Raw genomic sequence first — 21,808 nt, forward strand, 5'->3', positions numbered from 1 at the left:
GCCCTCCTACTGCCTTTTCCTCATATACGGGGGAAGGAATGATCATTGACAACGGAAAGACCACCCTACCATAATGGAGAAAATTATCGTTTAAATGAAGGTGGGGGTTCGATTGGACACGCAATCGGTTTTGGATCAAGCGGTGGACTTGTTTACGGAGGAGCTGGGCAGCCATTTGGTCGGCGTTTACTTGCATGGTTCCTTGGCTATGGGCTGTTTCAACCCGGAAGCAAGCGACGTGGATCTGCTGGTCGTGGCAGCAAGGCAGCCGTCCCGGGATCAATTGAGGCGGCTTGCCAACAAACTCATAGCCCTCCACGATGGAATGGCCAATCAGCAGGGTTTGGAACTGAGCCTGGTCCTGGAGTCCAGTCTTCGGGAGCTCGTCTATCCGCCACCATTCGAATTCCACTACTCCGCCTTCCATCGCGAGAGGTATCTGGCCGATGACGATTACCTATGCGGCGGATTCCAAGATGCGGACCTGGCCGCCCATTATACCGTGATCTATCATCGGGGCATTGCACTGTACGGCAAACCCGTTCGCGAGGTCTTCCCGCCCGTGGACCGATCCTATTACGTTCAAGCCGTCCTCGAGGATGTAGAGAGTGCGGTACAGGATATTACCGCCTCTCCTGTGTATTACACGCTGAACCTTTGCCGGGTGCTGTACTATCTGAGGGAAGGCGTGGTGTCCTCCAAAAAAGAAGGAGGCGAATGGGGGCTTCGCGCACTTCCCTCGCAGTATCATCCGATGATCGAGCATGCCCTGCATCAATATACCGGCGGAGCCGGGAAACCCGCGGAATCCGCACCGGAAGGACTCGTCGCGTTTGCCGGCGACATGCTGGAGCGAATCCGAAAGGCTTTATGATTGACGAGGATGCTCATCATGACTTAAATCCAAAAGGTGCTTAATACAATAACCAACAGAATAAACAATACCAGAACAATGCCTACCGAAGTTCCGTATCCGCCGCCGTAGCAGCATTTATCGTAGCTCATCGATATAAACCTCCTTGTGTGATGGTATGGTACAGTTTATGTAAACGGATGCCCTTAGACAGGGCATTTCGGCAATGATGATCAGAATGTGCATGAGTCTAATTTCCATGTCATGCCTCCTGCATGTCCGAAGCAGGGTTCGGTACATCCGCTCACCTCCTATTTATTGGAACTTTGTACAGGTTCCTGCGTAATATTTACTTTAAGATGCTGATCTCATTCTGAAGCGAGGTGCTTAATATGAAAAAGTTCAGGTTTGGAAGATCCCGTATAGAAAACTGGGCAAACATCGTTACCCTCATATCTGATACCGTGTTATATATCCCGCGACTGATGATGAAGCTATTCAACTGAAGGTTGGGTCAGTAGCCGCAGCGATGCACTAAAACCCCACTTAGATTTAGAAAGTCTATTACAGTCTCACGATCGACAGGAGGGAATCGGTTGAAGGTTGTTATATTCATTCTTCTATTTATCGGTGTTTTCTTGCTCGGCAGATTCGTTGGTAACGCAACTCCTTGGTACGTAACAACCTCCTTCCTGATACTGTTGATTGTTAGATGGGTTTACTTAAGAATAAAAAATAACACTAACGATACGGATCGATAATGATCTATCCGTATTCAATAGATCGTTGCTTATGCGCAACGCCCTGGTACATAACAAAGACCCGTTCGATAGGATCGAACGGGTCTTTGGCTTTAACGATTAATGAATTCTGCCATCTGCAGCATTCTGGTTAATACGACTGCTCCTTCAGCACGGGTAGAATGTGCCTTTGGAACGAACTTGTCAGAAGAACGTCCCTCCATCAGACCTGAATGGACGATGGCCGACACGGCCTCTTCGGACCAGGATGCGATGCGGTCACGATCCTTGAACCCTTCCAATATGGAGCCGGAGTCTCCTGTCTCCAGATCCTTGCCGGCAAGCTTCAGCGCCCGGAGCAGCAAGACACTCATCTGCTCACGGGTAATCTCCTCGTCCGGACGGAATGTGCCATTGCTGAAGCCTTCGATCAGCCCACTCTCCACAGCCGTAGCGACAGCGGACGCAAACCAATCGTTTGCCTTTACGTCCTGGAAGCCCGTGTCGGCTCCCTGATCCTTCAACCCGAGCGCACGGACGAGCATGGCCGTGAACTGCGCTCTCGTGATCGGCTCGTTCGGACCAAAACGCGTATCGCTCAGTCCTTCAATCAATTTTTTCGAGGCCAGCAGCGATACGTCCTCGCTGGCCCAATGACTGCTTAAATCCTCAAATGTCTTCGCATGAGAGACAACGGAATAAACACCGCTCTCCCTCCATTTGAACTCCGCTTGGGAGGTACCGTTCGATGTGCGAATGAGCGCCGGTACGAAGACCAGCTTGCCGGAAGCCGGATCCATCCGCAGCACCGTCGTTTGGGATGGACTGGCGACACGGGATAGAACCTTCGTAAACTTAGCGTAAGGCCCTTTCAGTGCCGGAAGTGTCGACAACTTGTCACCTTGTTTCCAAGCCAAGGTTATGGCAAGCGCTGCATCCAGCATGGAGGCTCCCTCCTCCAGTGCTGCCTTCATCCGGTCCTCTTCTTCTTTCGAAGCAAACCCGACGCGGATCTGCAAGCTTTCCGCCGTCCCTCGCTGCTGCAGAGCTTCCGTCAGCGACTGGAGCGGTATTTCCAATCGCCCTTGGGAGGATTCCAACACGATGGAGCCCCCCGGCAGGTCTTTCACGGCGGCGCTCAGCCCTTGAACCGGCAAGTGAAGAATGACGGAATCCGAAGCGTCGGTCACCGAATACGTAAGCAAGCGTGAAGCCGCAGGCAGCTTGCTAAGCCGTGCCACATCATCGAGCAAAGACTTCTCGTTTGCATCCGCTATGATGACCGTCCTGCCGTCCGGTGCCGTCTCTTTCTTGATGTTCAAGCGCTCGGGTTCGGTCGGTTTTGGAGGGGGCGGCGTCGTTCCTCCACCAGGTGAACCGGATCCTCCGCCCGGATTTCCCGGATCGGATCCGCCGTCTCCGGTAGAAGTCCGGATGACCTCAAACGTCTTGCTGTTTGTTTTGAAGTCGTCAACGAATACGTCTACGGTGATCGAATTGGCGCCCGTTTGCAGCGGCACGTTCGCTGTAAATTCACCTTTCGCCGACAGGGTCGCATCGGCACCGTTCACCTTCACGGCCGCTTGGCCGGGTCCGAGAACTTCGACCAGCCCTGTCAACGCAAGCTGGCTGGCGCGCGTTTCCTTGCCTTCGTCGTCCATCAGCCCGCTTAATACGGCCGAACGAACCTGGTCGCCCGTATTGTAAGCATTGGCCACGAGCTGACGAAGCGTTCTTGTGCCTGACGGATCCAGAGCGGAAATAACAAAACCTCCCGCAGGTATGACGCTGTTATTCTCTTCCGGGGCTCCCCAGCTCCAGTTGATCGCTTGGTTCCGGTTGACTACTCGCGTCACGTGACCCGTGTTATCCACAACCACTTCAACCCCGAAGCGGTTCGTGCCTGTGGAGTATCCGAAGGCTTCCGTCATCACGTTGACGTTGCCCTCGATCCGGTTGATATTATAGAAATTGCCTTCAAGGAACGAATCCGGGCTTCCCGGCAAGCTCATGCCGAGCTGGTAGTCCTTCACCCACTCCTTATCTTGGAGAGCGGCAGCCGCGATCGGCCAGTTGACCTGGGATGCGTCAAACAGCATCAGGCCGTTCGTGGACTTCAGCCCCGCCTGGAATACTTCGCGCTGGACGGCCGGCGCCTGCACGTTGTTCATGGCAATGCCTGCATACAGCGGAATTTCCCCGTTCGTTACGATATTGCCGAGCGTAATGTATTTCTGGATTTCCTGACTGGTGGTCTGATAAGCTCCGATCATCAGAAAATCCAAATACTCGATGTATCCGGTTTGGTAATATTCCTCCGTATACACCGATTCGTCCGGCATGCCGAGTGCGGGATTGAACCGGAAGTTCTTGCTGCCCCAGTTGACGCCGTTTAGATAATACGTCTCATACCAGGATCCTACATAAGAGGATACCTCGATCTTTCTGCCTTCTGAGACTTCATAGGAATCCACCAGCGCCTTCACTTCGCCGAAGAAGCTCTGAATCGTGCCCGAGCGGAATTCCCACCAGTCCTGAATCAGCGGACCGTATACCCTTACATTGTTTTCATAGGAGAAGATATCGTTTGGCCAATTGTCAAGCTGCTTGCCCCGGGCCTGCAAAAACTGCTCGAACTTCACGCGGGTTTCGTCGCTGAAATCGGCCCCTTCGTTGTCATACCGGCTTCGGTCATGGACGACCCCGTCCACGTCGTAGTTCTTGATGATTTCCTCGAACGTTCTGAGCTGATAATCGCGGACCTCGTCATTGGACGGATTGACGAAGGCAACCAGGCCCTGCTTTTTGCTTTCGCGCAGACGCTTGATCTCGCCGTTGTTTTCAGGGAAATACACGCGTTCTTCCCAGTCGAGATGGTCGTTCAGAACCGCATACTCGTTATGGGCGATCGATCCTTCGGCAAACACGTTGATCGCCGCATGGATCTCTAATCCCAGGGCATGACCATGGTCAATGAACTCCTGCAGCAGGTCCAGATCCGGACTTGCCCCCGCCTTTTCGGGTGCTTTGATCTCGCTGACGTAAGGTCTGCCCGTCAAATCGTTCTTTTTGTACGAAACATAGCCTTCAACGCCCTTCACGTCAAACGCGACCGAAGTCACGCCCGTTTCCTTGGCTTTTTGCAGGAATGCCAAAACATCCTCGCTGGTTTTGAACTTTCTCGCATTGGATGCCTGGTCCACCCAGAGAATGACTTCTTTTTCCGGAGAAAAACCAGGTCTGGCAAACACGGCCAAATGACGCACATCCTGCTCGATGTCATTCTTCATCACTTTCACTTCGATATAGTTGGTGCCGTTCGTTAACGTATAATTGTGAGTGAAGGTGCCATCCCCTTCAAACGGAATCTCGTTCCCGTTCACCAGCAGCTTGATCGCCGCAACATCGTCTATGTTGTCGATGCGCCCCGTGATGGCGGTGCTGCCTTCCGTTACGGTGTACATCGTCTGGTTATCCAGCGTGAGCCGTGCAATGAGGCCGTTGCCGCTCATGATGTCGCGTACCTGAACCACTTCCCCGTTCTTGCGCAGCTTGATCATGTCGCCGACCTTAAAGTTCTCGGCCAAATACCGCTTGATGTTGTTGCCTGCATAGCTGTTGTCCTGTGCCATCAGCACATAACCGCCTTCGGGTATTTCAAGATCGGTCGGTCCGGTCCATACCGGAGGCTTGCCGTTGATCGAAGGATTGACCACCAGCAATACGCGGTTGTTGGCATCCACCTGCACGGCCACATTAGTCTGGGGAATCGTGATGGAGCTGCCGTAATCTCTCGTAAATACCGCCACGATGTTCGGCACGCCCGTGACATCCTTATCGACGTAATCCAGCTTCTTGCGCGGACCTTCGATGTCGATCGTAATATCCTTCGGTGCCGCCTCGACTTCAATATAATCCTGGTTCTCGATCGGTTCGTACACGATGTTCAGCGTTTGGACGGCCAATTCGCCGTCTCCCTTAAACAGCTTTACCTCAGCCGCGTTCGGGCCCGGTTCCAAATACACATTCGTGCGGAACACGCCATCCGCCGTAAGCGCCGTTTCATCGCCATTGACGGTCACGCTTAAATCCAGGTCCGCGGCATAGTTCGCCACAAAACCCGCAATCTCAATGACCGGGATATCCACGGTCGCATCGTTTGGCGTAAGCAGATGCAGCTCCGGAGGCAGCGGATCCGGCCCTGGCCCCGGCTGATCCGGCAGGAAATCGGCTGCTTTCACTTCGACGCCCGCGCGCATCAGCTTCACCGAATCTCCTGTTTTGTTTTGATTAAAGAGAGGCTTTTGAAAAGCGGATTGCTCCCACGGAAGCGTCCCGCCGGCCACGACAACATAACCGCCGGCCGGAATCGGCAGCAGCGTGCCCGGATCCCAGGCAGTCGGAGGATCGTCTTTCGGTCCGAGAATGTCCAGCACTTGACCGCCGGCATCCACCGAGACCGCAACATGAAGCGTGGGAACCCATACCTCATCGGTGTACACGGAGCCCGTAACCGAAGCACCGCTCGTGTACAGCGCCAAGTAGTCATTTTTGCTCTCCAGCGCGTCGCCTGCCACGTTGATATCCGTGAATTCCAGACTGTTTCCGCCTTGGGAGACCAGCGTAACCGGCTCGGGAACCGCGCTTTGAGCCGGGGCAATTTCGTTATCCGCGAACGCGGAAGAACCAATCGGCACGATGAGCGATACGATCAGCGACAAACTGAGGAGCAGCGCGATCCGCCTGCGAAATAAACGATACATCAAGGAATACCACCCTTCTTTTATTCAGAATGAACGATCACGTGAATATAAATTCAACAGTCACCCCCTTTACGAATTTTGAAAAAGCAGCTGCTTGCGCAGACTGCTTTTTCGTTTAGGTCATTTACTTCGTGGATTGAAACCATTCATTTGCTGCGGTCACCATATCGGCTCCACCTTCGGCTCTCCATTGAGCCAGGAATTGATCGTAAGCATCAATCGGCTTCGCTCCGGAAATGAATTGCAGCACGTTGTCATCGAGCATGGTCGTCAATTTCAGAAGGTTTTTGGATACGGCTTCAATCGGCGGTGCCGTTGACATCGGATCCACAACGATGATGCCTTCGGCATTCTTCTGGAAGGCTTCGAAATGCGCTTGCAGAATCGGATCTTTACGTACGCGTGCCTGCCAGTAGATCGGGTATTTCTCTTCGTCTACCCCTGTCAGGAAGCTGCTTGCATTACTCAATTCATCATTGAAAATCGGCAGAATCGGATAGTATTTTTCGTCTTTCACTTCATAGTGGACGCCTTCTTTACCCAGCGCGATGCCTTTGAAGGTCTCCGGCTCCATCTTTGCGTTCAGGAATTCCATGGCGGCTTCCTTGTTCTTCGAGGATTTCAGGATGGCTACATACCAAGTGGTGTTCGCTTTCGCTCCGACCACGGCTTTGCCGTCCTTGCCTTTCAGATAAGGAATGATGGACGTTTTGGCATCCGGGAAGTTTTTCTCCAGTGCGGCAATCGTCGTGCCTGCGTTCCACCATGCCAGCTTATACATCGCCGCATTGCCGCCCGAGAATTTCTCGATGGACTTTTGCGCGGTATTGATCGGCGTTTCGGTGTCCAGCAGACCCTCTTTGTACAGTTTGTTCATAAAGGTGATGTATTCTTTCATTTCCGGCTGCTCGGCACGATGCACCAGCTTGCCGTCAACCTCTTTCCAATCGGTCAAAATGCCGAATGTCGTTGCGATGTCGCCATACAGGGAGTCCTTGCTCATGGTGAGCGGAATGACTTTTTTCTTCTCTTTGATCGTTTTGAGCACATTGTACAGCTCATCGGCGGTCGTAGGCGTGGCCAGCCCTAACTCATCCATCCAATCCTGTCTGACCACAAGCTCCTCCCCGATGCTTACGCCGGCTCCGGTTTCAGGAATGCCGAAAATCTTGCCGTCGATCGTTGCACTGCCGAAGGATTCTTGTTTAATGGACTGCTTAATATAGTTGCCGTGGGATTCCAACAGCTCATCGATCGGCTCGAGCGCACCCGCAGAGGCCAGATTGTAGAACTGGGCCGCATTCAATTTCACCAGATCGTAGTTATCTTTGCTGGACACGAGCAGGTTCAGCTTCTCGTCCGCGTTCTCGGCCGGCAGCAGCTCGTATTCCACGTTGAACCCGGTTCTTTCCTGGATGTACTTGGCCACGTATTCGGTCTTCGGATCAAACAATCCATATTGCATGATCATGCGCAGCCCTGGTTTTTCAGCCGTTGTGTCTTTGTTCCCGTCGTCTTTCGGGGTGCTCGCCGGTGTGTCCGATGGCTGAGCCGCCGGCGTGTTCGTCGTGCCGCCTCCCCCGCCGCCGCAGCCGGACAGCGCCAGCGTGAATCCGAGAATCCCGGCTAGTACCGCGGATTTTTTAATCTTGATCATGGATAACCCTCCTTGTGATTGAGAAATTCAATGAATTCTGCCAGCTGAGCAATACGAAGCGCATCACCACCTTTAAGATCCCCCCACAAAGTGGGGCTTTGCTCCGAAGTCCATTCAGGTTCTTTGCGGGGACCCCGAAAATTATAACTTCTATAATGTTAAGAAAAACGTCTATCGACGTACTCTCAAAGAAGACAGACCGCGTTTAGCGGTGGTTTTTCTTGCGATACCAGGCTGCAGATCCTCCAAAGTTTATACTTTCTGATATCTTCAGAAAACCTGATGACCCTAACCTTTAACCGAACCCACCAGCACGCCTTTGACAAAATACTTTTGCAGGAACGGATACACCAGCAAAATCGGGATCGTTGCCAGCAGGATCGACGAAGCTTGTATGGACTGCGGCGTTGCGTTGATCGCGGCGTCGACATTGTCCTTCAGGAAATCCCCGCTGGACGAAACCAGCAGTTCCTTCAGGTACAGCTGCATCGGTTTGATCGCCGGATCGGTAATGTAGATCATCGCTGCAAAATAGTCGTTCCAGAAAGCAACCGCAAAGAACAATCCGATCGTTGCCATGACGGGGAGCGAGAGCGGCACGATGACCGAAACCAAAATGCGGATGTTCCCCGCGCCGTCCAGCTTGGCGGATTCCTCCAGCTCATCCGGAAGACCCTCGAAATAGTTTTTGATGATCAGCATGTTGTACACATTCACCATCGCCGGCAGGAATAACACCGGGAAGGAGTTCACCAGATTCAAATTCTGCATGAGCAGGTAAGTCGGAATCAGTCCGCCGCTGAAGAGCATCGTGAATACGAAGATCAACAGAAGGCCTTTCCGTCCGCGCAGCCGGTATTTGGACAACGGATAAGCCGTCAGCGTGGTCAAAAACAAGCTGCAAGCCGTTCCGACGATCGTCAGTAAGATGGACACCTTGAGCGAATTCAAGAACATGGAATCCTGCAGCACGTACTTGTACGTTTCGAATTGAACCCCGACCGGGAGCAGCCCAACCTGACCCGATATGACGGCTCCCTCGCTGCTCAGGGATTTCGCGATCAGGTTCATGAAAGGCAGCAGGGTCGTTAAACCCATCACGATGAAGAACGTATAATTAAATACCGAGAAGCATTTTTCCGAGAACGACGTTTTGATGACACCTCGGGTGGTGTTTGTTCCTTCCAAAGCTTTTTTGTGATCCATTTGTGCCACCCTTTCTTTACCAGATCCCGCGCTGTAAGTATTTTCTGCTCATGGCATTGCCGAGAATGACCAACGTGAACGATATCACCGCTTCGAACAAGCCGACCGCGGTCGAGAAGCTGTAGTCCTGGTTCCCTAAGCCTTGCCTGTAAACATAGGTACCAATGACATCCGACACCTGGTACACCACCGGGTTGTACATGACCAGAATCTGCTCGGTTCCCGCTTCCAGCACATTCCCCAGCCGCAGGATAAACATCAGGACAATGATTGGAGCAATCCCCGGCAGCGTGATATGCCACAACTGCTTCCAGCGTCCGGCGCCGTCAATCTTCGCCGCTTCATACAGCATCGGATCGATCATTGTAAACGCTGCCAAATATACGATGGTGCTCCAGCCCGTTTCCTTCCATCCCGCCGACGTGATCAGCACGCTCCGGAACACGCTGTTATCCAGGAAGAACGCAATCTGCTCCATGCCCAGAGACACCAGCAATTTGTTGACGATTCCTCCATTCGTTGACAGCAAATCGATAAACAATCCGCCAACGATGACCCAGGACAGGAAATGCGGAAGATAGATGACGGTTTGCACCGTGCGTTTAAATACCATATGCCTCAGCTCATTGAGCATCAGTGCGATAATGATAGGGAGCGGAAACAAGATCACGATTTTCAGGAAGCTGATGATGACCGTATTTTTGAATACCTGAGCAAAATCCGGCGACGTGAACAGCTTCTCGAAATGCTTCCATCCTACCCACGGGCTGTCGGCAAATCCGGTGAAGATGTTGAAATCCTTAAATGCGATCGTGATCCCGTACATCGGCGTGTACTTGAACAGTAAAATGAACAAAATGCCCGGCACGAGCAGCAGATAAAGATCCCACTCTTTCCATATATCGGACCCTAAACGGCCCCAATACCCTCGTTTTGGCTTCATCTCTCTATGCGGTGCGGGCGATGGTTCTAGCGTGGGTTTCATCGACTCGTCTCCCCCTTTCTATTGATTCAATCTCCTTGGTTACTACAAATTGTAATTCCCTGCGCAGGGACTGAGTAGGCGAGGATCATTACTATTTATGGTAATATGATGTTGTGTTGGGGCACGGACGTCAGTAATTCTGCCATGGGTCTGCGGTGGGTGTTTCATGGGATGTTAACTTGTGACGATCGGCGAACCGTTGGCAACGAAATTCATAACTGGATTCAAAGCATACGCTATTTGAACCCCTAGGAGCCTTTAAACCCACATCAAAAAAAGAGGATTGTTCATCACTCCGCATGCGGATTGTTCTTCCGATCCCTGTTACCCCCGGATTTCTTCCGAATGGATAGATAATGTAGAAATCCGGTGATAAAGGGGACCGCTGCCGCTTCTCCAGAACAATTCCGCCTGCTCCGTTGAAGCCGTTTCAATCATGGCGTTGGCATTCGAAATACGGCAATGCCGTGCTTCGTCGCCAAGCGAGGCCTCCTCTGCTCTGCGCCGAGCTTGGCCTCCCTAGCCTCAACCATTCTGCGCGGGTGATTACTTCCGCCCTGCCGATGGTCGGGGCTGGGGGTAAACGCAAACGAGCCGTTCGGGATGTATGCCCCGAACGGCTCGTTTGCTTGGTTTATGTAACTGCGCACGCTCTGCTGCGCTGCGTTTTGCCCCCTCCCCCATCCTCATTTGGGGGAGGATGGGGGACCCCCACGTGACCAGCGGAGAGGACGAATCGATTCCGGAAAAGCGTTAGCGCTCACCCGAAAGTTTTCCAACGGAAAACTCGCATCGAAAGCATTGACTGGAGCCGAATTTCTTCCTCTGCAACATTCATTCAGGAAATTTGGCGACAACAGCGATTGGAGGAACGATACGGCCGCGCAGCGGGCTTCCACCTCTCTCCCTTCCCCTACCAATTGAGAGAGGATATGGAGGGGGTTGCCCCACATGAACCAGCGGAGTGGACGAATCGATTCCGGAAAAGCGTTAGCGGGCGCCCGAAAGTTTTCCAACGGAAAACTCGCATCGAAAGCATTGACTGGAGCCGAATTTCTTCCGCTGTCTTCATCATTCCAGGAAATTCGGAGACAACAACGATTGGAGGAACGATACGGCCGCGCAGCGGGCTTCCACTTCCCTCCCTTCACCCAAACTCAAGGGGGAAGACGTTCTTGCGATAGACCGTACATGAACCAGCGGAGTGGACGAATCGATTCCGAAAAGCGAAGCGGGCGCCCGAAAGTTTTCCAACGGAAAACTCGCATCGAAAGCATTGACTGTAGCTGAATTTCTTCCTCTGCAACATTCATTCCAGGAAATTTGGCGACAACAGCGATTGAAAGAACGATACGGCCGCGCAGCGGGCTTTCAGACCTGTGCAGCAGTGCCATACGGCCTCTCCCATATCCTTATCCCTTGAACTCCCCCGGGTTCACGCCCCAATACTTCCGAAACACCTTGGTGAAATAACTGACATCACGGTACCCGACCAGCCGGGCTGCGTCGTATACCTTGAGACCGTCCTGCAGCAGCGACTTGGCCCGCTCCATTTTGCGTTCCAGCACATATGCGGAGAAGACGACCCCCATTTCCTGCTTGAACAGCCGGCTGAGGTAGGAAGAATTCACGTAAAGCCGGTCCGCTACCGTGTGCAGCGTAATTTCCTGGTCCATCTCCTCCTCGAGCAGGTTCAGAATGTCCTTTACCACCTGATTGCTTGTCGTTTTCCGCTGTTCGCCCATAAACGTGATGATATGCTTCACCGTTCGCTCCAGGAGCGACCAGGTTTGCATTTTGGTGCTCAGCAGCTTGACGTTGTGAAAATATTCGATATCGTCGCCGACGACTCTTTTAACCGTCCAGCCCTGCTTCTGGATCATGCGGGTAAAGAAGCTGTTCATGTAAAGCACCGCCTCCTGAAATTCGTCCGAGGATTCGGACCTCGAGAAGGCTTCCTCCCATAATCCCTTCAGCGCCTCCAGCGCCTTCGTTTCATCCGCCGTTTCCAGCGCGATCTCCAGCGTCTTCTCCAGGTTCTGCTGCACGATCACGCCCTGAATATCCCGCTGAAGCTGCTCCCGGTAAGGAATCGCGAGGTCGTGTCCATACACGACGCGCTCCTGAAGCGCCCGGCAAGCCTGCGCATACAAGAGGCTCATCTCCTCGATCGTCCCGATGGATGCACAAATGCCGGCGCTGGCCGTTATCTTCAGCACCTCCCTCGTTTGGGAGAGGAGCTTGGATACGTCCGCATTCAGCCGCAGCATGGCTTCCTTGGCATCCTGGCTTTCCTCCAGGATCAGGACCATCAGGAGCATATTGCCTGAATCCGACGTGATCCAGAGCGATGGATGGGATAACAGCTCCTTGGCCAGGCACTGCATCGTAAACTGCAGCAGCTCGACATCCCCCCGCTGAAAGCGGGTCTCGCTCTCCGGCAAGGGGTCCAGATCCACCACGGCGACGGCGAAACGGTCGTTCTCCTTCAATGAAATATATAATTCCCTGCCCTTGGTAAGGACGTCCTGTTTCGTATATTTGCCGCTGACCCATTGGATAAAAAAGAGATTTTGCAAATGCGGCAGATTGTCCTTCCATTTCTGCTCCAAAGCCGCCTTGCGCTGCCACTGCTCCAAGTCCTCCCGCAGCTGCTGCCTCGCTTCAAGCACCGCTTCGAGAATGTCTTCCTCGCCGGCGGGCTTCAATAAATATTTGGACACCCCGTATTCCAGCGCCAGCTGCGCAAATTCGAAGTTGTCATGTCCGCTCAGGATAATCATTTTCGTCAAACGGCTGATGTCCTGCCGGCTTCGCAGCTCGCCGAGGAGCGTCAGCCCGTCCATTTCAGGCATCTGTACATCGATCAGCATAATATCGGGTTTTTTTCGGCCAACCAGCTCAAGGGCCTCGATGCCGTTGGACGCCATGCCCACAACTTCAATCCCATGCTTGTCCCATGGGATATTGTAAGCCAGTGCGTTGCGCAGCCGGGGTTCATCTTCCACGATCATGAGATTCATTCGGTTTGTTCCCCTTTCGAGCATCTCTATATAAGTGTCTGCTTCAGGTTAAATTCCTTGCAGCGGTCCAGCGGGATGGAAATCGTGACGGTGGTGCCTTCCCCTGCCACGCTGTGTACCGTCAGATCCGCTTCTCTGCCATAATACAGCTTCATTCGGCCAAGCACGTTCCGAAGACCGAACAGATCCTTCACATGCTCTTCATCCTGGGAAGACGCGGGCACGCTGCGCGAGCCCATCATCTCCAGCTCATGCTGGATGTAGCGCAGCCGCTCTTCGCTGATCCCGGGCCCGTTATCCTGTACGCTGATAACCACCGTATGCCCTTTTTCAATCCGGCTGGAGATGACCAGGCTCCCTCCGGAGGATTTGCCCTCCATGCCGTGAATGATGGCATTTTCCACCAAAGGCTGAAGCAGGAGCTTGAGAATCGGAACCCCCTTGCTCTCTTCCGAAATTTGATAATCCACGGTGAAATTGTCCATGAAACGAAGCTGCTGGATTCGTAGATAGTAGTGCAGGTGGGTAATGCTCTCCTCAATCGTAAACACCTGCCTGCCCTTGTTCAGGCTCAACCGGAAAAACTTCGACAGGTTCATCACCATCTCGCTGATCTCATCCGCATCGTAGTTTTTGGCCGTCCAATAAATCGAATCGAGGGTGTTATACAGAAAATGCGGATTGATCTGGGATTGCAGGAACTTCAGCTCCGTTGTCGTCAATCGAAGCTGCTGCTCGTAATGATCCTCGATCAGATGCTTCTGCACGACGGCCATTTTGTTAAACGACTGGATGAGAAAACCGAATTCGTCCTTCCGTTTGGTGTCGACATGAATGTTCAGCTCTCCGCTGCTAAGCCGCTTCATCCCGCGCGACAATTTCAACACAGGCGAGGCAATCCCGCTGTACACCACCCATGAAATGATAATGGCCAGCAGGATGCTCAGCCCGATGATCCCAACCGTGAACAGGCGCAGCTGATCGGTCTCTTTGTACAGCTCGCTTTTCGGCTGAACCAGCTCAAGACGCCATGTGGAGTAATCCGAATCAATCGTGACGGTCATATCCTTCTCGGTAATGTCCTCCTCATACACTCTTCCGGTCTCCACCACCACTTCTCCCCTTTCGTTCAGGAGGGCGATACGGCTGTTCTCGGACGGAAGCAGCGTCTTGATGATATTCAGCAGTTTGCTTTTATTGAATGACACCACCAGCAGATTCGACTGCCGTTCGCTGTTGTACAGGTCCATGGCCCGAATCAGGGAGATGCTGTCCGTATTGGTCATCTGGCCAAACGTAATGCCCTCCGCCACTGGGGCTTCCGACATGACGTAGGAAATCCCCGTTCCGTTCCGTCGCGCAGCTTCCACCAGCCATTCCTGCTGCGTCTCGCCCGTCAGCTTTTTGCCGCCGTAATGGGTAGAGATGAACATGTTGGAAGCCCGATGATACACCGTAATTTGGGATACGAACCGGTTTACCGATACGGAATTCGACAGCTGCTCCAAAATGTGCGAGAAATCCACGATCGATTGAGGGGAGAAGTTGGTGCTGTTTTTGTTAAGCAGCTCGTTCATTCCTGGATCCCCTGCAATCAGGGTCGATATCTCCTCCACGTTTTGCAGCGCCAGATCAAAATGGTTCATCGCCGACGACAGCGCCATCTCCGTCCTCCCCACCGCCTGTTCGTAGAGAATATCCCGGGACCGTTCTACGGCGAAGAGGCTGATAATGACCAGCGGCAGCAGGATCAGCAGAAAATAACCGGTCAAGCGGGTTTGAATGTTCTGCGAAAACCGATCCCGGATCCAGCGAAACAAGTCGATCACTCGGTCCCCCGCGCTCTTGGCCGCCAGCATTATTGTTTGGAGTACCATTCATTCACTTCCTTCGTGATTTCATCTCCCCCTTCTTCCTTCCAGGTCTTCACATAGTCGTCGAATGCGTCCAGCGGCTCAAGCCCCATGATGATTTTCGTGAACACATCCTCCAGATTTTTAAGCTTCGTGTTGTATTTCGTCATCCCGGGGGTAGGAACTCCGTAGAATGCATTCGGAATAATATGCTGATTGATCAGCTGCAGATTGTTGTACAGATTGAAGTCCCCGAGCGAGTCAAGCCGTTCCTTGAACAGCAATTGATCCGGCACGTCGACAAGGGATTGGTAAATGCCGCGGTATAAATGCTTGTCGTGCAGCGCGAAGTCCGTAACGATCGCCCCGTCCTCCCAGCGCCAGATTTCGTTCTCGAAGCCGAGCTTCAGCGTCTTGTAGTCGCTGGCAATGAAGTCCAGAAACCGGATTACTTCGGCAGCCTTCTCCGATTCGGCCGGTATGACGTTATAACCTCGTATGATGTCCTTCCCTTCAACGCCTTTAAATCCGTCCGGTCCCGTCGGATACGGAAGCGGCATCCATTCGGCCTCGGGGTCCTTGCTCATATTGGCCGCAATCGGTCCGCGCGTATCGTACCAAGCCGCGGAGAACAGGCCGACCGTGCCGTTTTCTATTTTTTCGAACAGATTGTTTTGCAGGTTTAAAGGAAATTCCCGATCGAGCAGATTCTCCTGATACAGCTTGTTAAAAAAGGCGAGGGCTTCCTTCGTTTCCGGCAGAATGCTTCCGTTCACCAGCTGCCCGTCCCGTTCAAACCACGTATTTCGCTGCGTGCCGAAAGCGCCGAAAAACGGCGAGGACCTTCCCAGGCTCGAGGTCAAGGTTAAACCGATCGTATCCTGGACGCCATTGCCGTCAGGATCATCCAGGGTGAAGGCACGAATGACTTCGTAATATTCCTCCAGCGTTTCGGGCGGCTCTAAGCCGAGCCGATCGAGCCAATCCTTCCGGACATACATCAATTCGGCTCCAGTCACCTCATTCAAGCTCGGAACCGCATAGATTTTACCGCCGTATCGGACCCGATCCCAGACCTCTGGCGGAATTTTTTCTTTCAGGTGGGGGCCGTACTCGTCGATTAATTCATCCAGCGGCATAAATGCCTTCTGCTTAACGTAATTGTCGAACCACACCGGCTCGTACGTATGGAGCATATCCGGCAAATTGCCTGAGGACATAATGACGTCGAGCTTCTCGTTGTACACCTCGGGCGGAGGAAGATTGACTCCGATCTCGAGCCCCGTACGCTCTTCGATGTAATTCAGGTACGGATTGTCATTCTCGTCCATTCCTGCAGGGAACGTCATCCCCAGACTGGAAATGACGATGTTGATGGATGCGCCCTTGGGGAGGTTCTCCGGCGGATTCTCCTCATCCGAAGACCCCGGGCCGTTGCACCCGGCAGCAAAGAGCATCAAAATTACGCATACGGGAAGCAATAGAACGTTACCTTTAAGCAGCCTTGACACCCCTCGATCCCCATGTTGACTAAATTCATCATTACAGGCCTTGTTCTTCGGCATATGTCCTCACTCCCTCCAGCTAGTAAGCTAATATTACTATATAACGATGATGTCGTGAGTAAGATCACCTTAATAATCATTCTCCTAATCAAGCGCTGCTTCCTTCACCCCGGACAAAAAGAAAAAGCCGACCCTGGTCATTCCCGAACCAGGGTACGGCTATTCATGAAGCAAACAGCTTCTATTTCGGCTCCTCTTGGTCGCCGCCATCCTCCAGCAGCGGAACCTCTTTGCGCTGCTCTTCCGTTTGAACTTGAATCACTTCGAACGTACGGCCGCAGTGGGCGCAAAATTTGGCGTTCATGGCTGAACTGTTCCCGCACCCCCGGCATATTTTCTCATCCGTAAGGTTGGCAATCTGGAGCAGATTTTGCTCGATTTCGAAATTCAATTGATGAATCTTGGCCACGTAGCTTTGGATGCTCTCCTGATCAGGCGGCCACTTCCCTGCTTCGGTTGAAGCGAATACAACCTTGCCGATTTCCAGGAACTGTTCGTCGATATCGCTTTTTTTGCCGTTGTTCTGCAGCTTTAAGCGATTGATCTCTACCAGCGTTTTCGCTTTGTTTCCGGCGTCCGATACACCGGCTTTAAATTTATCAAAAAAACTCAAAGCAAACTCTTCCCCTCTCTGTTCGCAAAATGGAACCCGTGTTTATTTTATTCCTTAAACGATATTCTCAGAATTTTATCATGCTCGGTATAGTTCACGCCAGCGCCCAGCCCCCGTGCAAACACCTGAATGGGAACATACGTCACGCCGTCCATCACTTTGGGAGCGACCGCAACGGTTTCCGATTTGCCATTATAATAAACGGTTTTGCTTCCGATCGTGAGCGTGATTTTATGATTGCCTCTCTGCACGCCGATGCTGGCCGCATCGCGATTCCAGTTGACCTTAGCCCCCATGCCCTCCGCAATTTCCCGCAGCGGCACCAGATTGATGTTGTTGTACACCAATGGCTCGCTATCAAATTTTACCACGCTGCCGTTGACGTAAACTTTAAGGCCGGACTTAGCATATGCAGGAGCCGCGGGCTTCGGCGCTGCAGGCTTAGCCGTGCTCTTTTGCGATGATTTCGACTTAGGCGCGGATGGGGACGACTTGCTTCCGGAAGAGCTCCCACCGCCGTTATGATAATGATACTCGCCATATGACAGACCCCAGCGTTCGCAATTGGTTCGGCAGGTATGCCCTCCGTTGGCATCCGTTCGTCCCGGATGCGCAGATACGACAGAGCCGGATACAAGCAATAAAGCAAGGGTGCAGCCTATCCATTTTTTCTTCATGCCTAAATAACCCCCTGGTATAATATTCCTCTACTATTCTAGCATATTCTTATATAGCTGATTGATATATAGGGTTACATTATATAGAAGGTGAATTGTTATGAATTGTTACCAGGCCGACGTTCCTGCATTGTTTCACTTTCATCTCCCGCGTTTATTCGTTACATATAAAAGATCCTTTTGTGCCACAATATTGCCAGAAAGGAATGAGAGCCCAATGAGCAAACAGAAACCTGAATTTGACGGTCAATTTCCCGGCGTGGACCCGATTCCCGAGCCCGACCGGCCGGATCAGGCCGCAACCGATAAACTCGACGATCTTGTCCTCGGCGTTTTGGAAGACAAGGATCAAGCGAAAGCCGATATCGGGCCCGATACGGAAAACTATGATAAGCTTCGCAAAAAATAGAAGAAGCATCGCTTCTATATAATGTAAAAAATTGAATCGATCTGTAAAAGTGTTCAAAAATAATTTATCGTTCTCATTTTGAGAACGATTATTTTTATGTTATGATTAACATAGAAGCTTGGGACGAAGGGGGGAGTAACCGTGAACTGTTTCTTAAAAACGGCAAGAATCGCATGGATGCTGGTGCTTGTTCTGGTTACGGCATTTGCCCTATACATTCCCGTCCAGGAGTATTACAGCAACGAAACCCAAGATGAGCGGTATGTTTACAAGCATGACCATCATCTGAAAGCGGCTGTTCTGAAACACTCTCAAATTCTCTCCAAACTTAAGGCAGCCGGCAATACCATAGCGCTGTTCTTATTGATGTCGGCCATTGTGATGCAGCAGGCTCCCAAAACACGTCTGCCCTATCGGCCGATTATTCCGCTTCGACTCCGGCTTTTAGTATTATTCCCCATTAAATACACATCGAAGTTCGTCTAGTCCTCCACACTTTTTCGCATTCCAACTGACTGCGGTTTCTTAAATTTTCCAATTTTTCTTTTCCCATGCAACAACATAAACAGCCTGTGCAGATTGACCTATGCATTAGGGTTTATTAAAGACTGTGCAATTTCATCGTGAATGGATTGTTTTATTTGGCTGCGTGTATTTTTGATATCCGTGTGATCGGTGTGCAAAACAACTAAAAAGTGTATTTTCTTAGGAGGACTCTAATCTATGCATGTTCGCGAAACAGATTTGCCTGGAATCGGTAAGAAATTCGTAATTGATACCCGCGGTGGCGATAAACTGGTCATCATCATTCATGACGACGGCCGCCGTGAAATGTACCATTATGAATACGACGATCCGGACGAAAGCATCTCCATGATTTCCCTGGACGATGACGAGGCCCGTCAAATTGCGGCCATCGTCGGCGGTCTCACGTATAAACCGAAGGCGCTCGAAACGATCGACATGGCGCTGGATGAATTGATCATCGAGTGGTACCGCATCGAGCCCCACTATTACGGGGCAGGTAAATCGATTGGCGATCTGGGCGTACGCCAAGCCTCAGGCGCAACCATCATTGCAAGAGTTGACAAAAACAGCAAACAAATCAATCCCGGACCTGACGTTATCATTACACCGGATTCGACGCTCGTCGTCGTAGGTGAACGTCAACAACAGCGGCTATTTAAACAAATCTTGATGAACGGACGTGGTTGATGAATGGATCATTTGGTTTTAGAAGTAGGATTGGCGATTGCCTTGATCGCCCTGGCGGGGTTGCTATCAGCTAAACTCCGGTTTTCCGTCGTCCCTTTCTATATTCTGGTGGGGATGGCGGTTGGGCCTCATGCTTTTCATTTTGGATCTTTCGATTTTCGTTTTATAGAAAGTGCTCCGCTCATCGACTTTATGGGGCGGATCGGCGTACTCTTCCTTCTGTTCTATCTCGGACTCGAGTTCTCGGTCGGCCGATTGATCAAATCGGGCAAGTCCATCGTTGTAGGTGGCAGCATCTACATTGCCATTAACTTTACGCTTGGACTGATGATCGGGATCTTTGCCGGATTTCCCTTGGCGGAGACGCTCATTGTCGCAGGCATAACGACCATCTCCTCGAGCGCTATCGTAGCCAAGGTGCTGGTCGACTTGAGAAGAACGGCGAATCCGGAGACCGAGATGATCCTCGGGATCATCATGTTTGAGGACGTATTCCTCGCTGTATATATCTCGATTCTTTCCGGACTCGTATTGAGCGGCTCCTCGTCGCTGGGCGGCGTCCTGATATCTGCCGTGATCGCTCTTGGATTTATGCTGCTAGTCATTATTATCGGGCGTAAAGCCGTACCGCTTCTGAATAAAGCATTGAATATACGGTCTAACGAATTGTTTGCCTTGGTCGTATTCGGCGCGTTGTTCCTGCTCGCAGGATTCGCTGAAACGATTCATGTTGCCGAGGCCATCGGCGCGCTGCTCGTCGGGCTTGTTCTGGCCGAGACCGAGCATCGTGAACGCATTGAGCATTTGATATTACCATTCCGCGATTTCTTTGGAGCCATATTCTTCTTTAGCTTCGGTTTAACGATAGTACCGTCCGAGCTTGGCGGAGCTGTGTGGTTATCGCTGATCGCCGTGATCATCACGCTTCTTGGCAACTTCATTGCAGGCATGCTTGCCGGCCGCAGCGCCGGATTGTCTTCGAAAGCATCCTCCAATATCGGTCTGACGATTGTATCCCGCGGGGAGTTTTCCATCATTCTCGCCAATATGGGGAAAGCCGGCGGGCTTGCAACCTTCATTCAACCGTTCGCGGCCCTGTATGTACTGATACTCGCCATACTCGGACCGCTGCTGACCAAGGAGTCCAAGCACGTCTATAACTTCTTGAACAAAATATTTAAATTTAAAGATCATAAGGAGAAGAAACCGGTTAAACCGAAGCTAAAGGATGAAAGTGCCAGCGGATAAAGGAGGGTACATTGCCTATGGTTCAAGCCCCGGTTCGGACAACGAACGGTGCACAAGAGGCCGCAAGCAAGGCAAGTACACGAAGAAGACTGAGCATGGCTGCCATCGGAGGCCTGATCGCAGCGTTCGGTTTGGATTTATTTCTTGTTCCTAGCGGAATCATCGCGGGCGGCGTAACGGGAATCTCTGCGCTCGCTTCGCATCTGACGGGACTTCATACGGGCATGTTTTTGTTTGCATTAAATCTGCCCTTGCTTCTGCTGGCCTATCGCCGGTCGAACCGGGAAAAAGCCGTCATCGCAACCGTCGGGCTGCTTACGTTTTCCGTATGCTCGATCCTGTTCTTTCCGATCCCCGCTCTCATCGACAGCAAGATCGGGAGCGCAGGCATCGGCGGCATTTTCCTCGGTCTCGGCATCGGCATCGGCCTTCGTTACGGCGTCGTCCTGGATACGCTCCAGATGCCGAAGATCCCCCAGCAGCTATCGCAGCTGCTGACCCGGCTGAAGCTGCCCTACGTCCATATCATGATCAATCTGTTGGTACTGACTTTGGCGGGGCTCCTCCTCGGCTGGGAACGGGCGATGTATTCCGCCATCGCGTGCCTGATGGCACTGGAGACGGGGCGCGTTACGACTTCAAGCCTTCCTCTTAAACGGGAGGTACGGATTCTAAGCATTAGCGAAGCGGAAATCCGGCACACCATGAAAGCCATCATGGGGTATGATCCCCTATCGGCACATGCCAAGGGTGAAGGCGCGAACCACGGTGACGCCGCTCATTCGCAGCAGCTGGTCTACCGGGTTCACATTCTGGAAATGCCCAGGTTCAAATCCATCGTGTTTAGCCTGGATCCGAATGCCGAAATCACCATCATCCAAAAATAAAACGGCTGTTCCACGTAAACAGGCCGGTTAAGGGTTTCCCCTAACCGGCCTGTTTTTTAGATATCAGAAAGTATAAACTCCGAAGCTTAGGCCTTCCTGATATCGCAAGAAAAA

At 52.0% G+C, this 21,808-nt stretch carries 17 protein-coding genes; 6 read left to right on the forward strand and 11 right to left on the reverse strand.

The window, feature by feature from the left end; all coding sequences use genetic code 11:
• Nucleotides 1-112: 112 nt before the first annotated feature.
• Nucleotides 113-874, forward strand: a complete 762-nt coding sequence (locus RB297_RS18220) for an aminoglycoside adenylyltransferase domain-containing protein (protein ID WP_375121075.1) — start codon at nt 113-115, stop codon at nt 872-874.
• A gap of 23 nt (nt 875-897) precedes the next feature.
• Here RB297_RS18220 and RB297_RS18225 read toward each other — a convergent pair whose 3' ends face one another.
• The 11 genes from RB297_RS18225 to RB297_RS18275 form a co-directional block, all read right to left on the reverse strand.
• Nucleotides 898-1,005, reverse strand: coding sequence for a hypothetical protein (locus RB297_RS18225; protein WP_015734120.1), 108 nt, complete (start codon nt 1,003-1,005; stop codon nt 898-900).
• 701 nt (nt 1,006-1,706) lie between these two features.
• Nucleotides 1,707-6,356, reverse strand: coding sequence for an S-layer homology domain-containing protein (locus RB297_RS18230; RefSeq protein WP_375121076.1), 4,650 nt, complete (start codon nt 6,354-6,356; stop codon nt 1,707-1,709).
• Between the two features lie 124 nt (nt 6,357-6,480).
• A complete protein-coding gene (locus tag RB297_RS18235; protein WP_096772987.1) occupies nt 6,481-8,013 on the reverse strand; it encodes an extracellular solute-binding protein in 1,533 nt (510 codons plus the stop codon).
• Nucleotides 8,014-8,301: 288 nt separating this feature from the next.
• Nucleotides 8,302-9,219 carry a carbohydrate ABC transporter permease gene (locus RB297_RS18240; RefSeq protein WP_375121077.1) on the reverse strand — a complete coding sequence of 306 codons (918 nt, stop codon included), beginning with the start codon at nt 9,217-9,219 and terminating at the stop codon, nt 8,302-8,304.
• Between the two features lie 16 nt (nt 9,220-9,235).
• Nucleotides 9,236-10,204, reverse strand: coding sequence for an ABC transporter permease (locus RB297_RS18245; RefSeq protein ID WP_050802821.1), 969 nt, complete (start codon nt 10,202-10,204; stop codon nt 9,236-9,238).
• 1,157 nt (nt 10,205-11,361) lie between these two features.
• Nucleotides 11,362-11,598 (reverse strand): hypothetical protein, encoded by a 237-nt coding sequence (locus tag RB297_RS18250; protein WP_375121078.1) that lies wholly within the window; start codon nt 11,596-11,598, stop codon nt 11,362-11,364.
• An 18-nt stretch (nt 11,599-11,616) separates the two neighbouring features.
• Nucleotides 11,617-13,227: a response regulator transcription factor gene (locus tag RB297_RS18255; protein WP_213577345.1), complete on the reverse strand. Its 1,611-nt coding sequence runs from the start codon at nt 13,225-13,227 to the stop codon at nt 11,617-11,619.
• A 26-nt stretch (nt 13,228-13,253) separates the two neighbouring features.
• On the reverse strand, nt 13,254-15,104 hold the full coding sequence (locus RB297_RS18260; RefSeq protein ID WP_375121079.1) for a sensor histidine kinase: 1,851 nt from the start codon (nt 15,102-15,104) through the stop codon (nt 13,254-13,256).
• Nucleotides 15,086-16,645: an extracellular solute-binding protein gene (locus RB297_RS18265; protein WP_375121080.1), complete on the reverse strand. Its 1,560-nt coding sequence runs from the start codon at nt 16,643-16,645 to the stop codon at nt 15,086-15,088. Before RB297_RS18265 ends, RB297_RS18260 begins: the two co-directional genes overlap by 19 nt.
• A 181-nt stretch (nt 16,646-16,826) precedes the next feature.
• Entirely contained in the window at nt 16,827-17,258 is a 432-nt protein-coding gene (locus tag RB297_RS18270; protein WP_375121081.1) for a zinc ribbon domain-containing protein, read from the reverse strand.
• A gap of 47 nt (nt 17,259-17,305) precedes the next feature.
• Nucleotides 17,306-17,935, reverse strand: coding sequence for a stalk domain-containing protein (locus tag RB297_RS18275; protein WP_375121082.1), 630 nt, complete (start codon nt 17,933-17,935; stop codon nt 17,306-17,308).
• Nucleotides 17,936-18,152: 217 nt separating this feature from the next.
• Here RB297_RS18275 and RB297_RS18280 point away from each other — a divergent pair, with 217 nt between their 5' ends.
• From RB297_RS18280 to RB297_RS18300, 5 genes are all read left to right on the forward strand, one after another.
• Nucleotides 18,153-18,344 carry a hypothetical protein gene (locus RB297_RS18280; protein WP_096772979.1) on the forward strand — a complete coding sequence of 64 codons (192 nt, stop codon included), beginning with the start codon at nt 18,153-18,155 and terminating at the stop codon, nt 18,342-18,344.
• Nucleotides 18,345-18,485: 141 nt separating this feature from the next.
• Nucleotides 18,486-18,830 (forward strand): hypothetical protein, encoded by a 345-nt coding sequence (locus RB297_RS18285; RefSeq protein ID WP_015734106.1) that lies wholly within the window; start codon nt 18,486-18,488, stop codon nt 18,828-18,830.
• A gap of 237 nt (nt 18,831-19,067) precedes the next feature.
• On the forward strand, nt 19,068-19,559 hold the full coding sequence (locus RB297_RS18290) for a cation:proton antiporter regulatory subunit (protein ID WP_009591954.1): 492 nt from the start codon (nt 19,068-19,070) through the stop codon (nt 19,557-19,559).
• Between the two features lie 3 nt (nt 19,560-19,562).
• Nucleotides 19,563-20,807: a cation:proton antiporter gene (locus RB297_RS18295; RefSeq protein ID WP_096772978.1), complete on the forward strand. Its 1,245-nt coding sequence runs from the start codon at nt 19,563-19,565 to the stop codon at nt 20,805-20,807.
• A 17-nt stretch (nt 20,808-20,824) separates the two neighbouring features.
• Entirely contained in the window at nt 20,825-21,694 is an 870-nt protein-coding gene (locus RB297_RS18300) for a YitT family protein (RefSeq protein WP_096772977.1), read from the forward strand.
• Nucleotides 21,695-21,808 lie beyond the last annotated feature (114 nt).

This window comes from Paenibacillus sp. CR_12 (genome assembly GCF_041953985.1).
In the GTDB taxonomy this organism is placed as follows: domain Bacteria; phylum Bacillota; class Bacilli; order Paenibacillales; family Paenibacillaceae; genus Paenibacillus_AQ; species Paenibacillus_AQ lautus_A.

Bases quoted from the DNA above. Each gene is read 5' to 3' on its own strand.
- RB297_RS18225 (WP_015734120.1), bottom strand. From the start codon at position 1,005: ATGAGCTACGATAAATGCTGCTACGGCGGCGGATACGGAACTTCGGTA.
- RB297_RS18235 (WP_096772987.1), bottom strand. From the start codon at position 8,013: ATGATCAAGATTAAAAAATCCGCGGTACTAGCCGGGATTCTCGGATTC.
- RB297_RS18300 (WP_096772977.1), top strand. From the start codon at position 20,825: ATGGTTCAAGCCCCGGTTCGGACAACGAACGGTGCACAAGAGGCCGCA.
- RB297_RS18280 (WP_096772979.1), top strand. From the start codon at position 18,153: ATGAGCAAACAGAAACCTGAATTTGACGGTCAATTTCCCGGCGTGGAC.
- RB297_RS18295 (WP_096772978.1), top strand. From the start codon at position 19,563: ATGGATCATTTGGTTTTAGAAGTAGGATTGGCGATTGCCTTGATCGCC.
- RB297_RS18245 (WP_050802821.1), bottom strand. From the start codon at position 10,204: ATGAAACCCACGCTAGAACCATCGCCCGCACCGCATAGAGAGATGAAG.
- RB297_RS18250 (WP_375121078.1), bottom strand. From the start codon at position 11,598: ATGGCACTGCTGCACAGGTCTGAAAGCCCGCTGCGCGGCCGTATCGTT.
- RB297_RS18275 (WP_375121082.1), bottom strand. From the start codon at position 17,935: ATGAAGAAAAAATGGATAGGCTGCACCCTTGCTTTATTGCTTGTATCC.
- RB297_RS18290 (WP_009591954.1), top strand. From the start codon at position 19,068: ATGCATGTTCGCGAAACAGATTTGCCTGGAATCGGTAAGAAATTCGTA.
- RB297_RS18255 (WP_213577345.1), bottom strand. From the start codon at position 13,227: ATGAATCTCATGATCGTGGAAGATGAACCCCGGCTGCGCAACGCACTG.
- RB297_RS18230 (WP_375121076.1), bottom strand. From the start codon at position 6,356: ATGTATCGTTTATTTCGCAGGCGGATCGCGCTGCTCCTCAGTTTGTCG.
- RB297_RS18265 (WP_375121080.1), bottom strand. From the start codon at position 16,645: ATGCCGAAGAACAAGGCCTGTAATGATGAATTTAGTCAACATGGGGAT.
- RB297_RS18240 (WP_375121077.1), bottom strand. From the start codon at position 9,219: ATGGATCACAAAAAAGCTTTGGAAGGAACAAACACCACCCGAGGTGTC.
- RB297_RS18260 (WP_375121079.1), bottom strand. From the start codon at position 15,104: ATGGTACTCCAAACAATAATGCTGGCGGCCAAGAGCGCGGGGGACCGA.